The sequence below is a fragment of the Curvibacter soli genome, from assembly GCF_029211125.1.
GTDB classification, from domain to species: domain Bacteria; phylum Pseudomonadota; class Gammaproteobacteria; order Burkholderiales; family Burkholderiaceae_C; genus Curvibacter_A; species Curvibacter_A soli.
In genome coordinates, this window is record NZ_JARGEN010000034.1 from 39,339 (window position 1) to 54,736 (window position 15,398).

The window sequence follows — 15,398 nt, forward strand, 5'->3', positions numbered from 1 at the left end:
ATGAGCCTGATTCCGAAGAAGGGCACGGTCTATGTGGTGGACGACGACGAGGCCGTGCGCGATTCGCTGCAATGGCTGCTCGAAGGCAAGGACTACCGCGTGCGCTGCTTTGAATCCGCCGAGGCGTTCCTGGCCCGCTACGACCCGCGCGAGGTTGCCTGCCTGATCGTGGACATCCGCATGGCCGGCATGACGGGCCTGGAGCTGCAGGACCGGCTGGTGGAACGGAAGTCGCCCCTGCCCATCGTCTTCATCACCGGCCACGGCGACGTGCCCATGGCCGTGAACACCATGAAGAAGGGCGCGCTCGACTTCATCCAAAAGCCGTTCAAGGAAGACGAGCTCGTGGCCCTGGTGGAGCGCATGCTCGAACACGCGCGCGAAGCCTTCGTCGAACACCAGCAGGCCGCCAGCCGCGACGCGCTGCTGGCCAAGCTCACGAGCCGCGAGGCGCAGGTGCTGGAGCGCATCGTGGCCGGGCGGCTGAACAAGCAGATCGCCGACGACCTGGGCATCAGCATCAAGACCGTGGAGGCGCACCGCGCCAACATCATGGAAAAGCTGCACGCCAACACCGTGGCCGACCTGCTCAAGATCGCGCTGGGACAAAATGCGCCCAAAGCCTGAAAACTCCTGAATTCATAGCTACTCCCGCCCGCCACACCTGCGCTGGCGGGCTTTTTTATTGGTAAATTCTTTCCCGACATGACCGCCCAACTGATCGACGGAAACGCCCTCTCCCGCCAACTGCGCGCCGACGTGGAGCGCCGCGCCGCCGCGCTGAAAAGCCGCGGCGTCACGCCCGGCCTGGCCGTGGTGCTGGTGGGCGACAACCCGGCCAGCCAGGTCTATGTGCGCAACAAGGTCAAGGCCTGTACCGACAGCGGCCTGCATTCGGTCCTGGAGAAGTACGACGCGGCGATGACCGAGGCCGCCCTGCTGGCCCGCGTGCAGGCGCTGAATGACGACCCCGCCATCCACGGCATCCTGGTGCAACTGCCGCTGCCCGCGCACATCGACGCGCAGAAGGTCATCGAGGCCATCGCGCCGGCCAAGGACGTGGACGGCTTCCATGTCGCCAGCGCCGGCGCGCTCATGACCGGCATGCCGGCTTTCAGGCCCTGCACGCCCTACGGCTGCATGAAGATGCTCGAATCCATCGGCTACGACCTGCGCGGCAAGCACGCCGTGGTCATTGGCCGCAGCAACATCGTGGGCAAGCCCATGGCGCTGATGCTGCTCGCGCAGAACGCCACCGTCACCATCTGCCACAGCGCCACGCCCGACCTGGCCCACTTCACGCGCGACGCCGACGTGGTGGTGGCCGCGGTGGGCAAGCGCAACGTGCTCACCGCCGGCATGGTCAAGCCCGGCGCCGTGGTGATCGACGTGGGCATGAACCGCGACGACGCGGGCAAGCTCTGCGGCGACGTGGACTTCGCCGGCGTGAAGGAGGTCGCGGGCTGGATCACCCCCGTGCCCGGAGGCGTGGGACCGATGACGATCACGATGCTGCTGGTCAACACGCTCGAAGCGGCGGAACGCGCAGCCGCCTGTCCAGCCCCATGCCCCATGACCGACCACCGCCCCCATTCGCTGGACCCCGACGACTGGACGCAACTGCGCGCGCAAGGCCACGCCATGCTCGACGACATGTTCGGCTACCTGGAAACCTTGCGCGATCGCCCGGTGTGGCAGCCCATTTCGCCGCAGGTGCGGTCGTCGCTGCGCGAGCCGCTGCCGGCAGCGCCGACCAGCCTGGCGCAGGCCCACCGGCGCTTCATGCACAGCGTGCTGCCCTACGCTGCCGGCAACGCGCACCCCCGCTTCATGGGCTGGGTGCAGGGCGGCGGCACGCCGGTCGGCATGCTGGCGGAAATGCTGGCCGCCGGGCTGAACGCCAACCTGGGCGGCCGCGACCAGATGCCCCTGGAGATGGAACGTCAGATCGTGGCCTGGATGCGCGACCTGTTCGGCTTGCCCGAAACCGCCAGCGGCCTGTTCGTCACCGGCTCGTCCATGGCCAACCTGATCGGCCTGCTGGTGGCACGCACCGCCGCGCTGGGCGGGGAATCGCGCAAGACCGGAGTGGCCGCCTCCGGCCTGCGGCTGTCCGCCTACGCCTCCGCCGACGCCCATGGCTGCATCGCGCAGGCCATGGCCATCGCCGGGCTCGGCACGGACGCCCTGCGCCGGGTGCCGGTGGATGCGCGCCACCGCATGGACGTTGCGGCGCTGGCCCGAATGATCGCCGCCGACAAGGCCGCCGGGCAAACCCCCTTCTTCATCGCCGGCACCGCCGGCACCGTCGACACGGGCGCGGTGGACGACCTGGCCGCCATCGCCGCGGTCGCGCACGAGCACCGCGTCTGGTTCCACATCGACGGCGCCTATGGCGCGCTCGGCATGCTGGCGCCCGACGTGGCGCCGCTGCTCGCCGGCATCGGGCAGGCCGACTCCATCGCGCTGGACTTCCACAAATGGGGGCAGGTGCCCTACGATGCGGGCTTCGTCCTGGTGCGCCGCGAGGCCGACCAGCTCGCCGCCTTCGCCTCGCCCGCCGCCTACCTGGCGCGCCACCCGCGCGGCCTGGCCGCCGGCTCGCCCTGGCCCTGCGACCTGGGGCCGGACCTGTCGCGTGGGTTCCGCGCGCTCAAGACCTGGTTCACCCTGGTCACCCACGGCACCGATGCCATGGGCGCCGCGATCTCGCACTCGTGCGCGCTGGCGCGTGCGCTGGGGCAGCGCGTCGAGGCCCATGCGGAGCTGGAACTGCTGGCGCCGGTGGCGCTGAGCATCGTCTGCTTCCGCTACCGCTGCGAGGACGCCAATGCGGTCAACGCCGAAATCGTGGCCGACCTGCACGAATCCGGCATCGCCGTGCCCTCCGTCACCACCATCGACGGGCGGACCGCCATCCGCGCCGCCATCGTGAACCACCGCACGACCCTCGACGACATCGACGCGCTGGTGCACGCCGCCGTGGCCTGCGGACGCCGCCGCAGCGGCCTTTCGGGTGCGGATGCCGCACCGCCCCCGGCGGCCAGCCGCCCTGCCTGAGGAACCGAACCGACCATGATGGACCAAGACACCGCCCTGCTGGGACTGGCGCACCTCATGACCCTGGCCTTCCAGGGGCGCGACCTGCGGCCGCTGGCCCAGCGCCTGATGGAGCGCGCCGCCCGCGACGAGCAAGACGCCTGCGCACTGATGGACCTGTCCACCGTGCTCATGCTGCAGGGGGAGCGCGCACTGGGCCTGGCGGCGCAGTCGCAGGCCCTGCAGACCCAGCGGATGTACAGCCTGCCGGGCCCGCACGAGCACGCCATCCGCCTGCTGGCCGTCATGGCGCCCGGCGACCTGATGGCCAACGCGCCGCTGCCCTTCCTGACGGAGGCGGCGGGCATCGCGCTGCACATGGTCTACGTGCTGCCCGGCGAACCGCTGCCGCAGCCGCTGCCCGCGCACGATGCGATCTTCGTCGCCGTCTCCGAATCCGACCCCACCCGGCCCCTGCTGGACGCGCTGGGCCGCCAGCTCGCGGGCTGGCCGGCGCCGGTCATCAACCGCGCGGACCGCATTCCGCGCACGTCGCGCGCCCAGGCCTACGCCGTGCTGGAAGGCGTGCCCGGCATCCTGATGCCGCCGTCCGCCCGGGTGGACGCATCCACCCTGCAGGCGCTGGCGCGCGGCGACACCGCGCCCGCCGCCGTGCTGCCCGATGGCGGCTACCCGCTGATCGTGCGCCCGGTCGACTCCCACGCCGGGCATGGCCTGGCGCGCATCGAAGGCCCGCAGGACATCGCGCCCTACCTGGCGGAGCAGGCGCCGGCGGATGCGTTCTTCATCTCCCGCTTCATCGACTACCGCAGCGCCGACGGGCTGTTCCGCAAATACCGGGTGGTGCTGATCGACGGCGTGCCGTACGCCGCGCACATGGGTGTTTCGTCCCACTGGATGATCCACTACCTGAACGCCGGCATGTCCGACAGCGCGGCCAAGCGCGCGGAGGAGGAGGCATTCATGACCGGCTTCGAGCGTGCAGGCGGTTTCGGCCAGCGCCATGCCGCGGCCCTGTCGGCGGTGGCGGACCGCTTCGGCCTCGACTACCTGGTGCTGGACTGCGCCGAAACGCCCGCCGGCGAACTGCTGGTGTTCGAGGTGGACCCCGGCGCGGTGGTGCACTCCATGGACCCGGACGACCTGTTCCCCTACAAGCGCCCGCACATGGACAAGATCTACCGGGGCTTCCACGCCATGCTGGCGCGGGCCATGGCGGCACCGCGCTGAAACAGGCACCCCGGGCCACGGCGGCCATGCCGCGCATGGACTCTCGCGCACCGCCCGCGCTTGAACCCGGCGCACATGCCGCAAAATGCCATCCATGAGCGCCACTTCCATCTCCCACTCCTCACCCGCCGACAATCCCCTGCTCGACTTCACCGACCTGCCGCCGTTCGACCGCATCCGGCCCGAACACGTGGCCCCCGCCATCGACAGCCTGCTGGCCGAGGCTGAAAAAGCCCTGGACACGGTCAGCCAGCCCGGCTTTCCCGCCCGCTGGGGCGACATCGCCCTGGTGCTCGACGTGGCCACCGAGCGCCTGGGCCGCGCCTGGGGCGTGGTGGGCCACCTCAACAGCGTGGCCGACACGCCCGCGCTGCGCGCCGCCTACAACGAGGCGCTGCCCAAGGTCACCGAGTTCTGGACCCGCCTGGGCGCCGACGAGCAGCTCTACGCCAAGTACAAGGCGATCGACCCTGCCACGCTCGACGCCGAGCAGCGCCAGGCCCACCGCAACGCGATACGCGACTTCGTGCTCGGCGGCGCCGAACTGCAGGGCGCGGCCAAGGATCGCTTCGCCGCCATCCAGGAACAGCAGGCCGCGCTGGGCCAGAAGTTCAGCGAGAACGCGCTCGACGCGACCGACGCCTTCGCCTGCTACGCCAGCGCGGAGGAACTCGACGGCGTGCCCGCCGACGTGGTGCAGGCCGCCCGCGCCGCCGCCGAGGCCGAGGGCAAGCCCGGCCACAAGCTCACGCTGAAGCTGCCGAGCTACCTGCCCGTGATGCAGTTCGCCACCCGCAGCGCGCTGCGCGAGAAGCTCTACCGCGCCTACGCCACGCGCGCCTCCGACCAGGCCGGGGGCGAGGCCGTGCGCTTCGACAACACGCAGGTCATCCGCGACATCCTCGCGCTGCGCCAGGAGGAGGCCGAACTGCTCGGCTACCGCAACTTCGGCGAAGTCTCGCTGGTGCCCAAGATGGCCGATTCGCCGCAGCAGGTGATCGCGTTCCTGCGCGACCTCGCCCACCGCGCCCGCCCGTTCGCCGAGAAGGATCTGGCCGACCTGCGCGCCTTCGCCGCCGAGCACCTGGGCCTGGCCGACCCGCAGGCCTGGGACTGGCCCTACGTGGGCGAGAAGCTCAAGGAGGCGCGCTACGCCTTCAGCGAGCAGGAGGTCAAGCAGTATTTCCCGGCGCCCAAGGTGCTCGCCGGGCTGTTCAAGATCGCCGAGACGCTGTTCGAGGTGGCGATTCGCCGCGACGAGGCGCCGGTCTGGAACCCGTCGGTCGAGTTCTACCGCATCGAGCGGGCCGGCAAACTCGTCGGCCAGTTCTATTTGGACCCCACCGCCCGCCCCGGCAAACGCGGCGGCGCCTGGATGGACGACGCCCGCTCGCGCTGGCTGCGCCCCGACACGCACGGGCTGCAGACGCCGGTGGCCTACCTGGTGTGCAACTTCGCCGGCGGCGTGGCGGGCAAGCCGCCGCTGCTCACCCACGACGACGCCAGCACCCTGTTCCACGAGTTCGGCCACGGCCTGCACCACATGCTCACGCAGGTGAACGAGCACGACGTGTCGGGCATCAGCGGCGTGGAATGGGACGCGGTGGAGCTGCCCAGCCAGTTCATGGAGAACTTCTGCTGGGAGTGGGAGGTGCTGCGCCACATGACGGCCCACGTGGACACCGGCGCGCCGCTGCCGCGCGCGCTGTTCGACAAGATGCTGGCGGCCAAGAACTTCCAGAGCGGCATGCAGACGCTGCGGCAGGTGGAGTTCGCGCTGTTCGACATGCTGCTGCACACCGAGCCGCAAGCCGACTTCATGGCGCTGCTCGACCGCGTGCGCGACGAGGTGGCCGTGCTCGAGCCGCCGCCCTTCAGCCGCACCGCGCAGACTTTCAGCCACATCTTCGCGGGCGGCTACGCGGCGGGCTACTACAGCTACAAGTGGGCCGAGGTGCTCTCCGCCGACGCCTACGCGGCGTTCGAGGAGACCATGCGCCCGGACGGCACGCCGAGCCCCGAAACCGGGCGAAAATACCGCCAGGCCATCCTGGAGGCCGGCGGTAGCCGCCCGGCGATGGAATCGTTCAAGGCGTTCCGCGGCCGCGAGCCCAGCCTGGACGCGCTGCTGCGCCACCAGGGCATGGCCTGACTTCCCCCATGACTTTCCTGGAGTACCCGACGATGCGCTTCGCCCGACCACTGCAGCAACTGCTGGCCCCCCTGCTCCTCGCGCTGCTGGCGCTTTGCGCCCAGGCGCAACAGGTGTACCGCATCGTCGGCCCCGACGGCAAGGTGACCTTCTCGGACCGCCCGCCGGTCAACCAGGCCGAGCGCGCCATGCCAGTGCAGCCCGCAGCTTCCGCCGGCGAGGCGGGCGGCCAGTTGCCCTATGCGCTGCGCCAGGTTGCCAGCCGCTTTCCGGTGACGCTCTACACCGGCTCCAACTGCGCGCCGTGCACGACGGCGCGCTCGCTGCTCGTGCAGCGCGGCATACCGTTCACCGAACGCACGGTGAACACGCGCGAGGACATCGACGCGCTGAACAAGCTCAGCGGCGACTCCGGCCTGCCCTTCGCCACCATCGGCGGGCAGAAGCTTTCCGGCTTCTCCGACGTGGAATGGACGCAGTACCTCGACGCGGCGGGCTATCCCAAGGAATCGCAGCTGCCGCCCGGCTACCGCCAGCCCCCCGCCGCGCCGCTGGTCGCCGTGCAGCGGGCCACGCCGCCCGCGGCCCCTGCGCCCAGCGCGGCGCCCGCCGCACCGGCTGTCGCGCCCAGCGCGCCCCAGGGGCCCGCGCCGGCGAACCCGGCCGGCATCACGTTCTGACCGCGGCGGGGGCATATACTCCCCCACCTGCCATCCGCCAGCGCAGGTAAATAAAGCGGTAGATAGCGATACTCCCCAGGAGTATCACCCCAGAAACGACTTGCGCAAAACGGATTCAGGCAAGACACCTGCCCGCTGGTCGCAACGGCTGGCGCAGCCTTGTTTGCGCAAGTCCTGCTCAGAACCGCAGCGTGCGCACGCCCTGCGCGGTGCCCAGCAGGCAGACCGACGCCTTCTGGTGCGCAAACACCCCCACCGTCACCACGCCGGGCCACTGGTTGACCTGGGATTCGAACGCCAGCGGGTCGCTGATGGACAAGCCCGCGACGTCCAGGATGTGCTGGCCGTTGTCGGTGACCAGCGGCGCGCCGTCCTTGTGCCGCAGCGCGGCATGGCCGCCCAGCGCGGCGAACTGCCGCGCGATGCGGTGCGCGGCCATGGGGATCACCTCCACCGGCAGCGGGAAGCGGCCCAGCACCGGCACCAGCTTGCTCTCGTCGGCGATGCAGACGAAGCGGCACGCCAGCGCGGCCACGATCTTCTCGCGCGTGAGCGCCGCGCCGCCGCCCTTGACCATGTGGCCGTGGCCGTCGATCTCGTCGGCGCCGTCGATGTAGACGGGCAGCTCGTCCACGGCATTCGCGTCGAACACCGCAATGCCCAGCGCGGCCAGCCGCGCGGTGCTGGCCTCGGAGCTCGACACCGCGCCGCGGATGCGGCTCTTGATGCCCGCCAGCGCGTCGATGAACCTGTTGACCGTGGAGCCCGTGCCGACGCCGACGATGTCGCCCTCGTTCACATAGTCCAGGGCGGCCTGGCCCACCAGGGTCTTGAGTTCGTCCTGGCTCAGGGCGGGGGAAGCGGCATGCGTCATGGGGGAGAATCGCGGAGTTCCCCCGGATTATCCAACCGATGCCGCCGCTGCCCTACCCGCTCGTCCGCCCTTTTCTCTTCCGCCTCGACCCCGAAACCGCGCACGAGCTGACCATGGACCTGCTCGCGCGCGGCGCCGGCTGCGGCCCGCTGCAGTGGGCCTGGCGCAGCGAGACCGTGGACGACCCGGTGCAGCTCGCCGGCCTGACCTTCCCCAACCGCGTGGGCCTGGCCGCGGGCCTGGACAAGAACGCGCGCTGCATCGACGCGCTGGCCGCCATGGGCTTCGGCTTCGTCGAGGTGGGCACGGTCACCCCGCGCGCGCAGCCCGGCAACCCCCGGCCGCGCATGTTCCGGCTGCCGCAGGCGCAGGCGCTGATCAACCGGCTGGGCTTCAACAACGACGGGCTCGACGCCTTCGTGCGCAACGTGCGGCAGGCGCGGTTGCGCAGTCAGCCGCGCCGCCACCCGATGCTGCTGGGCCTGAACATCGGCAAGAACGCCGCCACGCCCATCGAGGACGCCACCGCCGACTACCTGGCCTGCCTCGACGGCGTGTACCCGCACGCCGACTACGTGAGCATCAACATCAGCTCGCCCAACACGCAGAACCTGCGCGCCCTGCAGGGCGACGCCGCCCTCGACGCGCTGCTGGCGGCCATCGCCGGGCAGCGCGAACTGCTGGCCGCGCGCCACGGCAAATACGTACCCATTTTCGTGAAGATCGCGCCGGACATCGACGAGGCGCAGGTGAACGTGATCGCGCTCACGCTGCGGCGCCACGGCATGGACGGCGTGATCGCCACCAACACCACCATCGCGCGCGACGCGGTGCGGGGCCTGCCGCATGCGGACGAGACCGGCGGCCTCTCCGGCGCGCCGGTGCGCGCAGCCAGCAACCGCGTGATCGGCCAGTTGCGCGCCGCGCTCGGCGGCGACTTCCCCATCATCGGCGTGGGCGGCATCATGGCGCCGCAGGACGCAGTGGCCAAGATCCGCGCGGGCGCGGACGTGGTGCAGATCTACACCGGCCTGGTCTACGCCGGCCCCGGCCTGCCCAGCGCCGCGGCGCGCGCCCTGCGCGACATGGCCTGACCGCCGCGCACGGCGCGGGGCGGCGGCAAGGCACGAATATCCACTGCCCGCGCCACGGGCCCCGCGCGGCCAGCGGTGCGGTCGCAACCCGGCATCAGCGGCCCAGCCGGCGCAGTGCGATGGGCAGCAGCCAGCCGGCCCAGCGCAGCATGCGCGCCGGCCCGAGCGCCGCCAGCAGGCCGCCCGCCAGGGCCGACACGGCCACCGGGTGCTGGCGCGCGAAATACGCCAGCCGCGCGGCGAACGGGGCGCCGGGCTCGGGCGGCAGGGATTGCGCCTGCGCCTCCAGCAGCGCCTCTTCCTCGCGCGCAAGGCGTTCCTGGCGCAGCCGACCGCGCTGCCGCGCGATGCGCGCCAGCACCTCCTGCTGCGCGGGGGACGGCGCGGGCAGTTCGGCGGCCAGGAATGGCAATGCGGCCTCGTCGGTCATAGCGACTCCTTGAGGGCCTGCCAGTCGCGCGACAGCTCGCGCCGGGTCAGTGCGAACGCGGCGCCGCTGCGGCGCACCATCTGCGCCAGCGCCGCCAGCACGGCCAGCCAGGCCAGGGTCCAGAGCGCGCCCAGCACCCAGGCCACGGTGGCGCGCTGGGGCGTGTCCCAGAACTGCACCAGCACGGCCAGCGACAGCACCGTGAGCGCCACCACCGTCAGGCCCGCGCCGAGGATGGACAGCACCAGCAGCCAGCAGAGCCGGCGTTTCTGGTCCTGCCATTCGAGGCAGGCCAGCTCCACCCGGTCCTCGAGCGCGATAGCGCCTTCGGTGGCGGCCTTGTGCCAGCACGCGGCCCAGTCGTCCAGGCCCAGCAGGGACCGCCAGTTCATGCCCGCGCTCCCTGGGCGCACAGGGCGCCCGGCGCGCCCGCCGCCATCAGCGGCGACCCAGCAGGAAGCCCAGCAAGGCGCCCACGGCCAATGCCGCGCCGGCGACGCGCCACGGCTCGTCGTGGGCATATTCATTGGCGGCGCGCGCGGCTTCCTTGGCCTGGTAGGCGGCCTCCTGGGCCGCCTCGACGGCAGAGTCGCGCAGCGAATGCAGGCCGGCATCGAGGCGGCGGCGCAGGGCCTTGATCTCGGGGATGCTGTCGAGCTCCTTGCTGTCGACCAGCTCGCGCAGGTCGGAGACGAGCTTCTCGATCTCGGCCTGGGTCTTGCTGGCGGTTTCTTTGATGGTTGCGGTCATGGTGGTACTTCCTTTGCAGAGTGCGATTTTCTTCGATTGCGGAAAGGCCAGGTGTCGAAATCAGCCCCCTGGCGCACATTCGAGTCCATCTTACGCCGCCAACCCGCGGGCCCACAACTGACCCAGATCAAGGCAAGGTTCATGCGGCGGCCAGCAGCTCCCGCACGTGCTGCCCGATGGCCATGCAACTGGTGAGCCCCGGCGATTCGATGCCGAACAGGTTGACCAGGCCCGCCACGCCGTGCTCGCGCGGGCCCTGGACCAGGAAGTCGCGCGCAGGCTCGCCGGGCGCCTGGATCTTCGGGCGGATGCCGGCGTAGCCGGGCTCCAGCGCGCCGTCGCGCAGCGCGGGCCAGTACTTGCGCACCTCGGCATAGAAGGCGTCGCCACGCGCCGGGTCCACCGCCAGGTCGTCGGGCGCATCGACCCACTGCACGTCGGGGCCGAACTTGGCCTGTCCGCCCAGGTCGATGGTCAGGTGTACGCCCAGGCCCGCGGCCTGCGGCACGGGGTAGATCAGGCGGCTGAACGGCGAGCGGCCCGAGAGGGTGAAGTAGCTGCCCTTGGCGTAATGGGCGGGCGGCACGTGGCGCGCGTCCAGCCCATCGAAGCGCCGCGCCAGCGCCTGCGCGTGCAGGCCGGCGGCGTTGACGACGGTGCCCGCCAGCAGTTGCGTGCCGTCGCGCGCGGTGAGCACGATGCCGGCGGCGGTGGCGGCGGCGCGCTCCAGCGGCGAATCGAGCGCCAGCAGGCCGGCGGCGTTCTCGATGTCGCCGAGCAGCGCGGTCATGAGCGCATGGCTGTCCACGATGCCCGTGGATGGCGACAGCAGCGCGGCCATGCATTCGAGCTGTGGCTCCAGCGCGCGGGCCTGCTCGCGCGTGAGCAGGCGCAGGTCGCCGACGCCGTTGGCCGCGGCCTGGGCGGCGATGCCCTGCAACTGCGCGAGCTGGTCCTGGTGCGTGGCGACGATGAGCTTGCCGCAGCGGCGGTGCGGCAGGCCGCGCTCTTCGCAGTAGGCGTAGAGCATCCGCCGGCCCTGCACGCACAGCCGGGCCTTGAGCGAGCCTGGCGCGTAGTAGATGCCGGCGTGGATGACCTCGCTGTTGCGCGCGCTGGTCCCGGTGCCGATGGCGGCCGCGGCCTCCAGCACCAGCACCTCGCGCCCGGCGAGCGCCAGTGCGCGCGCCACCGCCAGGCCCACCACGCCCGCACCCACGACGACGGTGTCTACGCGGTCCATCGGGATTCTCCTGTTCTGCTATCGAAAAAAGAGCTGCTCCCGCAGGCGGAATAAGCGCTAGTGCAGTATTCGATGCTTGGCGGCACCAATAAAAGCGATGCGTTGTGGCGCAGGGCAAGGCGCAAACCACAGCGATAGCCGTAGCTATCGCGAGGATTTGCAACGCCGCCATGCGTCAAAAGGCGCGGTTTTATGTGCTGCTTAGCGTTGAACACTGCACTGGAGGCATATTTCATTCATCCTAGAAACGGCAGTTGGATGCGCCTGCCGGTGCCGTGATCGGGGTGCCAGGCAAGGCGCGACGACGCGGCGGGCTACTGCCCGCAAGGAGGAGCAACGCCGCATGGCGCCCCGAGCGCGGTGCTGGCAGGTGCATAGCGCTCTCACCCACGAGGTGAACCCCATCGAAGCCGGCAACGCTCGATTTCATGCGGCCTGGCAAGGGATACGAAGCGGTCAACTGCCGTTTCTAGGTTCATGAACCATCCGGGGTCAGATGATGGCGTCGATGCGGACGCCGCGCATGGCCGGCGTGATGACCAGCTCTTCGACCGGCACGGGCCGCCCGAACAGGTAGCCCTGGAACGCCTTGCAGCCGTGGCGGCGCAGGTAGTCGAGCTGGCCGGCGACTTCCACGCCTTCGGCCACCACCTGCAGGTCCAGGCTCTCGGCCAGGGCCAGAATGGTGCGCACGATGGCCGCGTCGTTCGGGTCGGTGAGCACGTCGCGCACGAAGGACTGGTCGATCTTCAACTGGTCCAGCGGCAGGCGCTTGAGGTAGGCCAGCGATGAATAGCCGGTGCCGAAGTCGTCGAGCGAGAAGCCCACGCCCACGGCCTTGAGCTGGGCGAGCTTGGCGACGATGTCCTCCACGCTGGAGAGCAGCAGCGTCTCGGTGATTTCGAGCTTGAGCCGCTGGGGCGATGCGCCGCTGCGCCCCAGCGCGCCGGTGACCTGACGCACGAAGTCCGGGTGGCGGAACTGCCGCGCGCTCACGTTGACGGCGATGGAGAGGCCGCGCGTGTCGGCCTGCTGCGCCCACGCCGCCAGTTGCGCGCAGGCCATCTCCAGCACCCACTGGCCGATGGGCAGGATCAGGCCGGTCTGCTCGGCCAGCGGGATGAACTCGGCCGGCGACACCATGCCGCGCTGCGGATGGTGCCAGCGCAGCAGCGCCTCCACGCCCGTGAGGTGCGCGTCCTCGTTCACCACGGGCTGGTAGTACAGCAGCATCTCGTCGTGCTGCAGGCTCTGGCGCAGGTCGCCTTCGAGCGCCGAGCGCGCGCTGACGGCGGCCTGCATTTCGGGCAGGAACAGGCAGATGGTGTTGCGCCCGTCGGCCTTGGCCTGGTACATGGCGAGGTCGGCGCGCTTGAGCAGCTCGTCCACGCTGCGGGTCTGGCTGTCGAACAGCGCAATGCCGATGCTGGGCGTGCTGTGGTGCTGGTAGCCGTCGAGCACGTAGGGGTGGTTGAGGATGTCGAGCACCTTGGCGGCCACGGCGCGGGCCGCGGCCTCGGCGGCGTCGATGTCGCGGCCCAGGTGTTCGAGCATCACCACGAACTCGTCGCCGCCCAGGCGCGCCACCGTGTCGCCGGCGCGCACGCAGGTGACGAGGCGGTTGGCCACGCGCTCCAGCAGCGTGTCGCCCACGTCGTGGCCCATGGTGTCGTTCAGGTCCTTGAAGTTGTCGAGGTCGATGAACAGCAGCGCGCCCTGGTCCTGCCGCGGCCCGCTGGCCGCGAGCGCGACGGTCAGGCGGTCCAGCAGCAGGCGGCGGTTGGGCAGGCCGGTGAGGGCGTCGTAGAAGGCCAGGCGCTCGATCTCGTCCTCGGCGCGCTTGCGCCCGGTGATGTCGCGCCCGATGCCGCGGTAGCCGCGCAAGGCCCCCGCCTCGTCGAAGATCGGCGCGCCGCTGATGGCGATCCAGTACGTACTGCCCTGCCCGTCGAGCCGCTGCAGTTCGAGGTCGTGGAAGGTCTCGTGCGCCTCCAGCGCCGCGCGGTGGGCCTGCCAGTCCGCGTCGGACATGTTGAGCGCGCCGATCTCCCACTGTGTATGGCCAAGCTGCCCCTGGCTCGACAAGCCGGTGTCGCGGGCCGAATAGCCCTCGATGCGAACGAGGCGGTACTGTGCGTCGATCTCCCAGTACCAGTCGGATGAGAGCTCGGTCAGGCTGCGGAAGCGCGCCTCGCTGGCACGCAGGGCTTCGTCGGCGTGCTTGCGGGCGGTGATGTCCATGTGCGCGCCGACGATGCGCACGGGCTCGCCACGCGTGCCGCGCTCCATGAGCTTGCCGCGGTCGAGGATCCAGACCCAGTGGCCGTCCTGGTGGCGCATGCGGTATTCGCATTCATACACCGGGGTTTCGCCGCGCAGGTGCGGGTCGAGCCTCTGGTTGATGCGTGCGCGGTCTTCGGGGTGGACCAGGGCCAGCCAGTTGCGCACGAAGGGCGCGATCTCCGAGGCGGCGTAGCCGAGCATGGCATACCAGCGCTCATTGAAGAACATGCGCCCGCTGGGCACGTCCCAGTCCCACAGGCCCACGTCGGCGCCGGTGAGGGTGAGTTCCAGCCGCTCGGCGTCGGCACGCCGATCCGCGTCGCGCCGGGCATCGAGCAACACGCGCTGGGCGCGCCAGCGCTGTATGAGCAGCAGCCCCAGCACCGCCAGCAGCGCGCACGCCGCGTAGAGCACGCCATACACCATGGCCTGGGCGCGCCACGGTGCCAACACGGCATCGACCTGGCGGCTGATGCCCACCACCAGCGGCTTGTCCATCGGCGCGCTGGCGGGGTTGATGGTGCGCTGCGCCAGCATGCGGGCGTTGGCCGTTTCGCGGGTGTCCTCGTATGCCGTGGCGATCTGGCCGCTGGTCATGTGCCGCGCGAACAGCGGGCCGCCCGGCTCCATGGCCATGGGGCGCTGGCTGTCCCCCGACAGGGCCAGGAACACGGCCCCGTCGCCGTGCATGATGGATGCGTGCATGTCGGGGGCGTAGAGCACCGAGCGGAGCACCACGTCGACGTAGGTCTGGTCGAGCGTGGCCGAGACGATGCCGGCGAAGCGCTGCCGCGCATCGAGGATGACGCGCGCCACGTTGATCGAGTACACGCCGAGGTCGGTATGAAACGGCTGCGATACATACAGCAGCGCGGCGCGCGGCTGCTCGCGCGGCGTGGTGAAGAATTCGCGCTCGTCCACGTTGCGCTGCAGCAGTTCGCTGCGGCTGGCGGCCCAGATGCGCCCCTCGGCATCGACGACCAGCATGGTGCGCACGCCGGGCATGGCGCGCACCAGCGCCTGCAGCCGCGCCGAGGCCTGCGGGCCGGCGGATGCCGGGTCGCCCAGGCCGAACTCGTCACGCACGTCGCCCAGGGCACCGTAGATGCCGTGGAACTGGCGCGTGAGGTTGTCGTCCACCGTGCGGGCCTGCGCCTGCAGGCGGTCCAGTTCCTGCCGCGCGATGCGGCTCTGCTCCAGGAGCACGATGTGCACCACGAGGGCCCCCAGCGCCAGGAACAGCACGCCCAACAACAGCCACTCGCCGAGACGGCGCTGCAATGTCGGCAGGTTGCGGTAGGGCATGGCGGGGCTTATGGACGGATTCTGCTGCACGGAAAAATGCCAGCATAACCGCACAGGACTGACGCAAACAAGGAATCCGAGGCCGTCAACTTTGGCGCCACACAGGTGCCGCCAGACGACCAGTCCACGCCTCGTTCGGATACATGCAGTTAACCTGGAAACGGCAGTTGACCGCTTCGTATCCCTTGCCAGGCCGCATGAAATCGAGCATTGACGGCGCCGATGGGGTTCACCTCGTGGGTGAGAGCGCTATGCACCTGCCAGCACCGCGCTCGGGGCGCCATGCGGCGTTGCTTC

General features: G+C 70.5%; 11 protein-coding genes and 2 pseudogenes. 7 read left to right on the forward strand and 6 right to left on the reverse strand.

The genetic code is table 11. The features are described 5' to 3' along the window. From PY257_RS08530 to PY257_RS08555, 6 genes and pseudogenes are all read left to right on the forward strand, one after another. A complete protein-coding gene (locus PY257_RS08530; protein WP_275740923.1) occupies window positions 1-627 on the forward strand; it encodes a response regulator transcription factor in 627 nt (208 codons plus the stop codon). 78 nt (window positions 628-705) lie between these two features. Beyond that, window positions 706-1,551, forward strand: a pseudogene (folD, locus tag PY257_RS08535) (bifunctional methylenetetrahydrofolate dehydrogenase/methenyltetrahydrofolate cyclohydrolase FolD); the annotation flags it as partial. Between the two features lie 246 nt (window positions 1,552-1,797). Then, a pseudogene (locus PY257_RS08540) lies at window positions 1,798-3,060 on the forward strand (pyridoxal phosphate-dependent decarboxylase family protein); the annotation flags it as partial. Window positions 3,061-3,075: 15 nt separating this feature from the next. Next, window positions 3,076-4,290 carry an ATP-grasp domain-containing protein gene (locus PY257_RS08545; RefSeq protein WP_275740925.1) on the forward strand — a complete coding sequence of 405 codons (1,215 nt, stop codon included), beginning with the start codon at window positions 3,076-3,078 and terminating at the stop codon, window positions 4,288-4,290. A 94-nt stretch (window positions 4,291-4,384) separates the two neighbouring features. Then, the gene (locus PY257_RS08550) at window positions 4,385-6,442 is read left to right on the forward strand and encodes a M3 family metallopeptidase (RefSeq protein WP_275740927.1); all 2,058 of its coding nucleotides are present in this window, start codon (window positions 4,385-4,387) and stop codon (window positions 6,440-6,442) included. Between the two features lie 32 nt (window positions 6,443-6,474). Further along, complete coding sequence (locus tag PY257_RS08555) at window positions 6,475-7,122, forward strand: glutaredoxin family protein (protein WP_275741070.1); 648 nt, start codon at window positions 6,475-6,477, stop codon at window positions 7,120-7,122. A 178-nt stretch (window positions 7,123-7,300) separates the two neighbouring features. Here PY257_RS08555 and rpiA read toward each other — a convergent pair whose 3' ends face one another. Beyond that, a complete protein-coding gene (gene rpiA, locus PY257_RS08560; protein WP_275740929.1) occupies window positions 7,301-7,996 on the reverse strand; it encodes a ribose-5-phosphate isomerase RpiA in 696 nt (231 codons plus the stop codon). A 38-nt stretch (window positions 7,997-8,034) separates the two neighbouring features. Between rpiA and PY257_RS08565 the strand changes: the two genes are divergently transcribed. Next, window positions 8,035-9,090, forward strand: a complete 1,056-nt coding sequence (locus PY257_RS08565; RefSeq protein WP_275740932.1) for a quinone-dependent dihydroorotate dehydrogenase — start codon at window positions 8,035-8,037, stop codon at window positions 9,088-9,090. Window positions 9,091-9,184: 94 nt separating this feature from the next. Here the strand turns inward: PY257_RS08565 and PY257_RS08570 are convergent, their stop codons facing one another. The 5 genes from PY257_RS08570 to PY257_RS08590 form a co-directional block, all read right to left on the reverse strand. Further along, on the reverse strand, window positions 9,185-9,520 hold the full coding sequence (locus PY257_RS08570; RefSeq protein WP_275740934.1) for a hypothetical protein: 336 nt from the start codon (window positions 9,518-9,520) through the stop codon (window positions 9,185-9,187). After that, window positions 9,517-9,912: a phage holin family protein gene (locus tag PY257_RS08575; RefSeq protein ID WP_275740935.1), complete on the reverse strand. Its 396-nt coding sequence runs from the start codon at window positions 9,910-9,912 to the stop codon at window positions 9,517-9,519. The genes PY257_RS08570 and PY257_RS08575 overlap by 4 nt, the downstream gene beginning before the upstream one ends. 46 nt (window positions 9,913-9,958) lie before the next feature. After that, window positions 9,959-10,270 carry a DUF883 family protein gene (locus tag PY257_RS08580; RefSeq protein WP_275740937.1) on the reverse strand — a complete coding sequence of 104 codons (312 nt, stop codon included), beginning with the start codon at window positions 10,268-10,270 and terminating at the stop codon, window positions 9,959-9,961. Window positions 10,271-10,409: 139 nt separating this feature from the next. Beyond that, window positions 10,410-11,513 carry an NAD(P)/FAD-dependent oxidoreductase gene (locus PY257_RS08585; protein WP_275740939.1) on the reverse strand — a complete coding sequence of 368 codons (1,104 nt, stop codon included), beginning with the start codon at window positions 11,511-11,513 and terminating at the stop codon, window positions 10,410-10,412. Window positions 11,514-12,005: 492 nt separating this feature from the next. Beyond that, window positions 12,006-15,101, reverse strand: a complete 3,096-nt coding sequence (locus PY257_RS08590; RefSeq protein WP_275740941.1) for a bifunctional diguanylate cyclase/phosphodiesterase — start codon at window positions 15,099-15,101, stop codon at window positions 12,006-12,008. Window positions 15,102-15,398 lie beyond the last annotated feature (297 nt).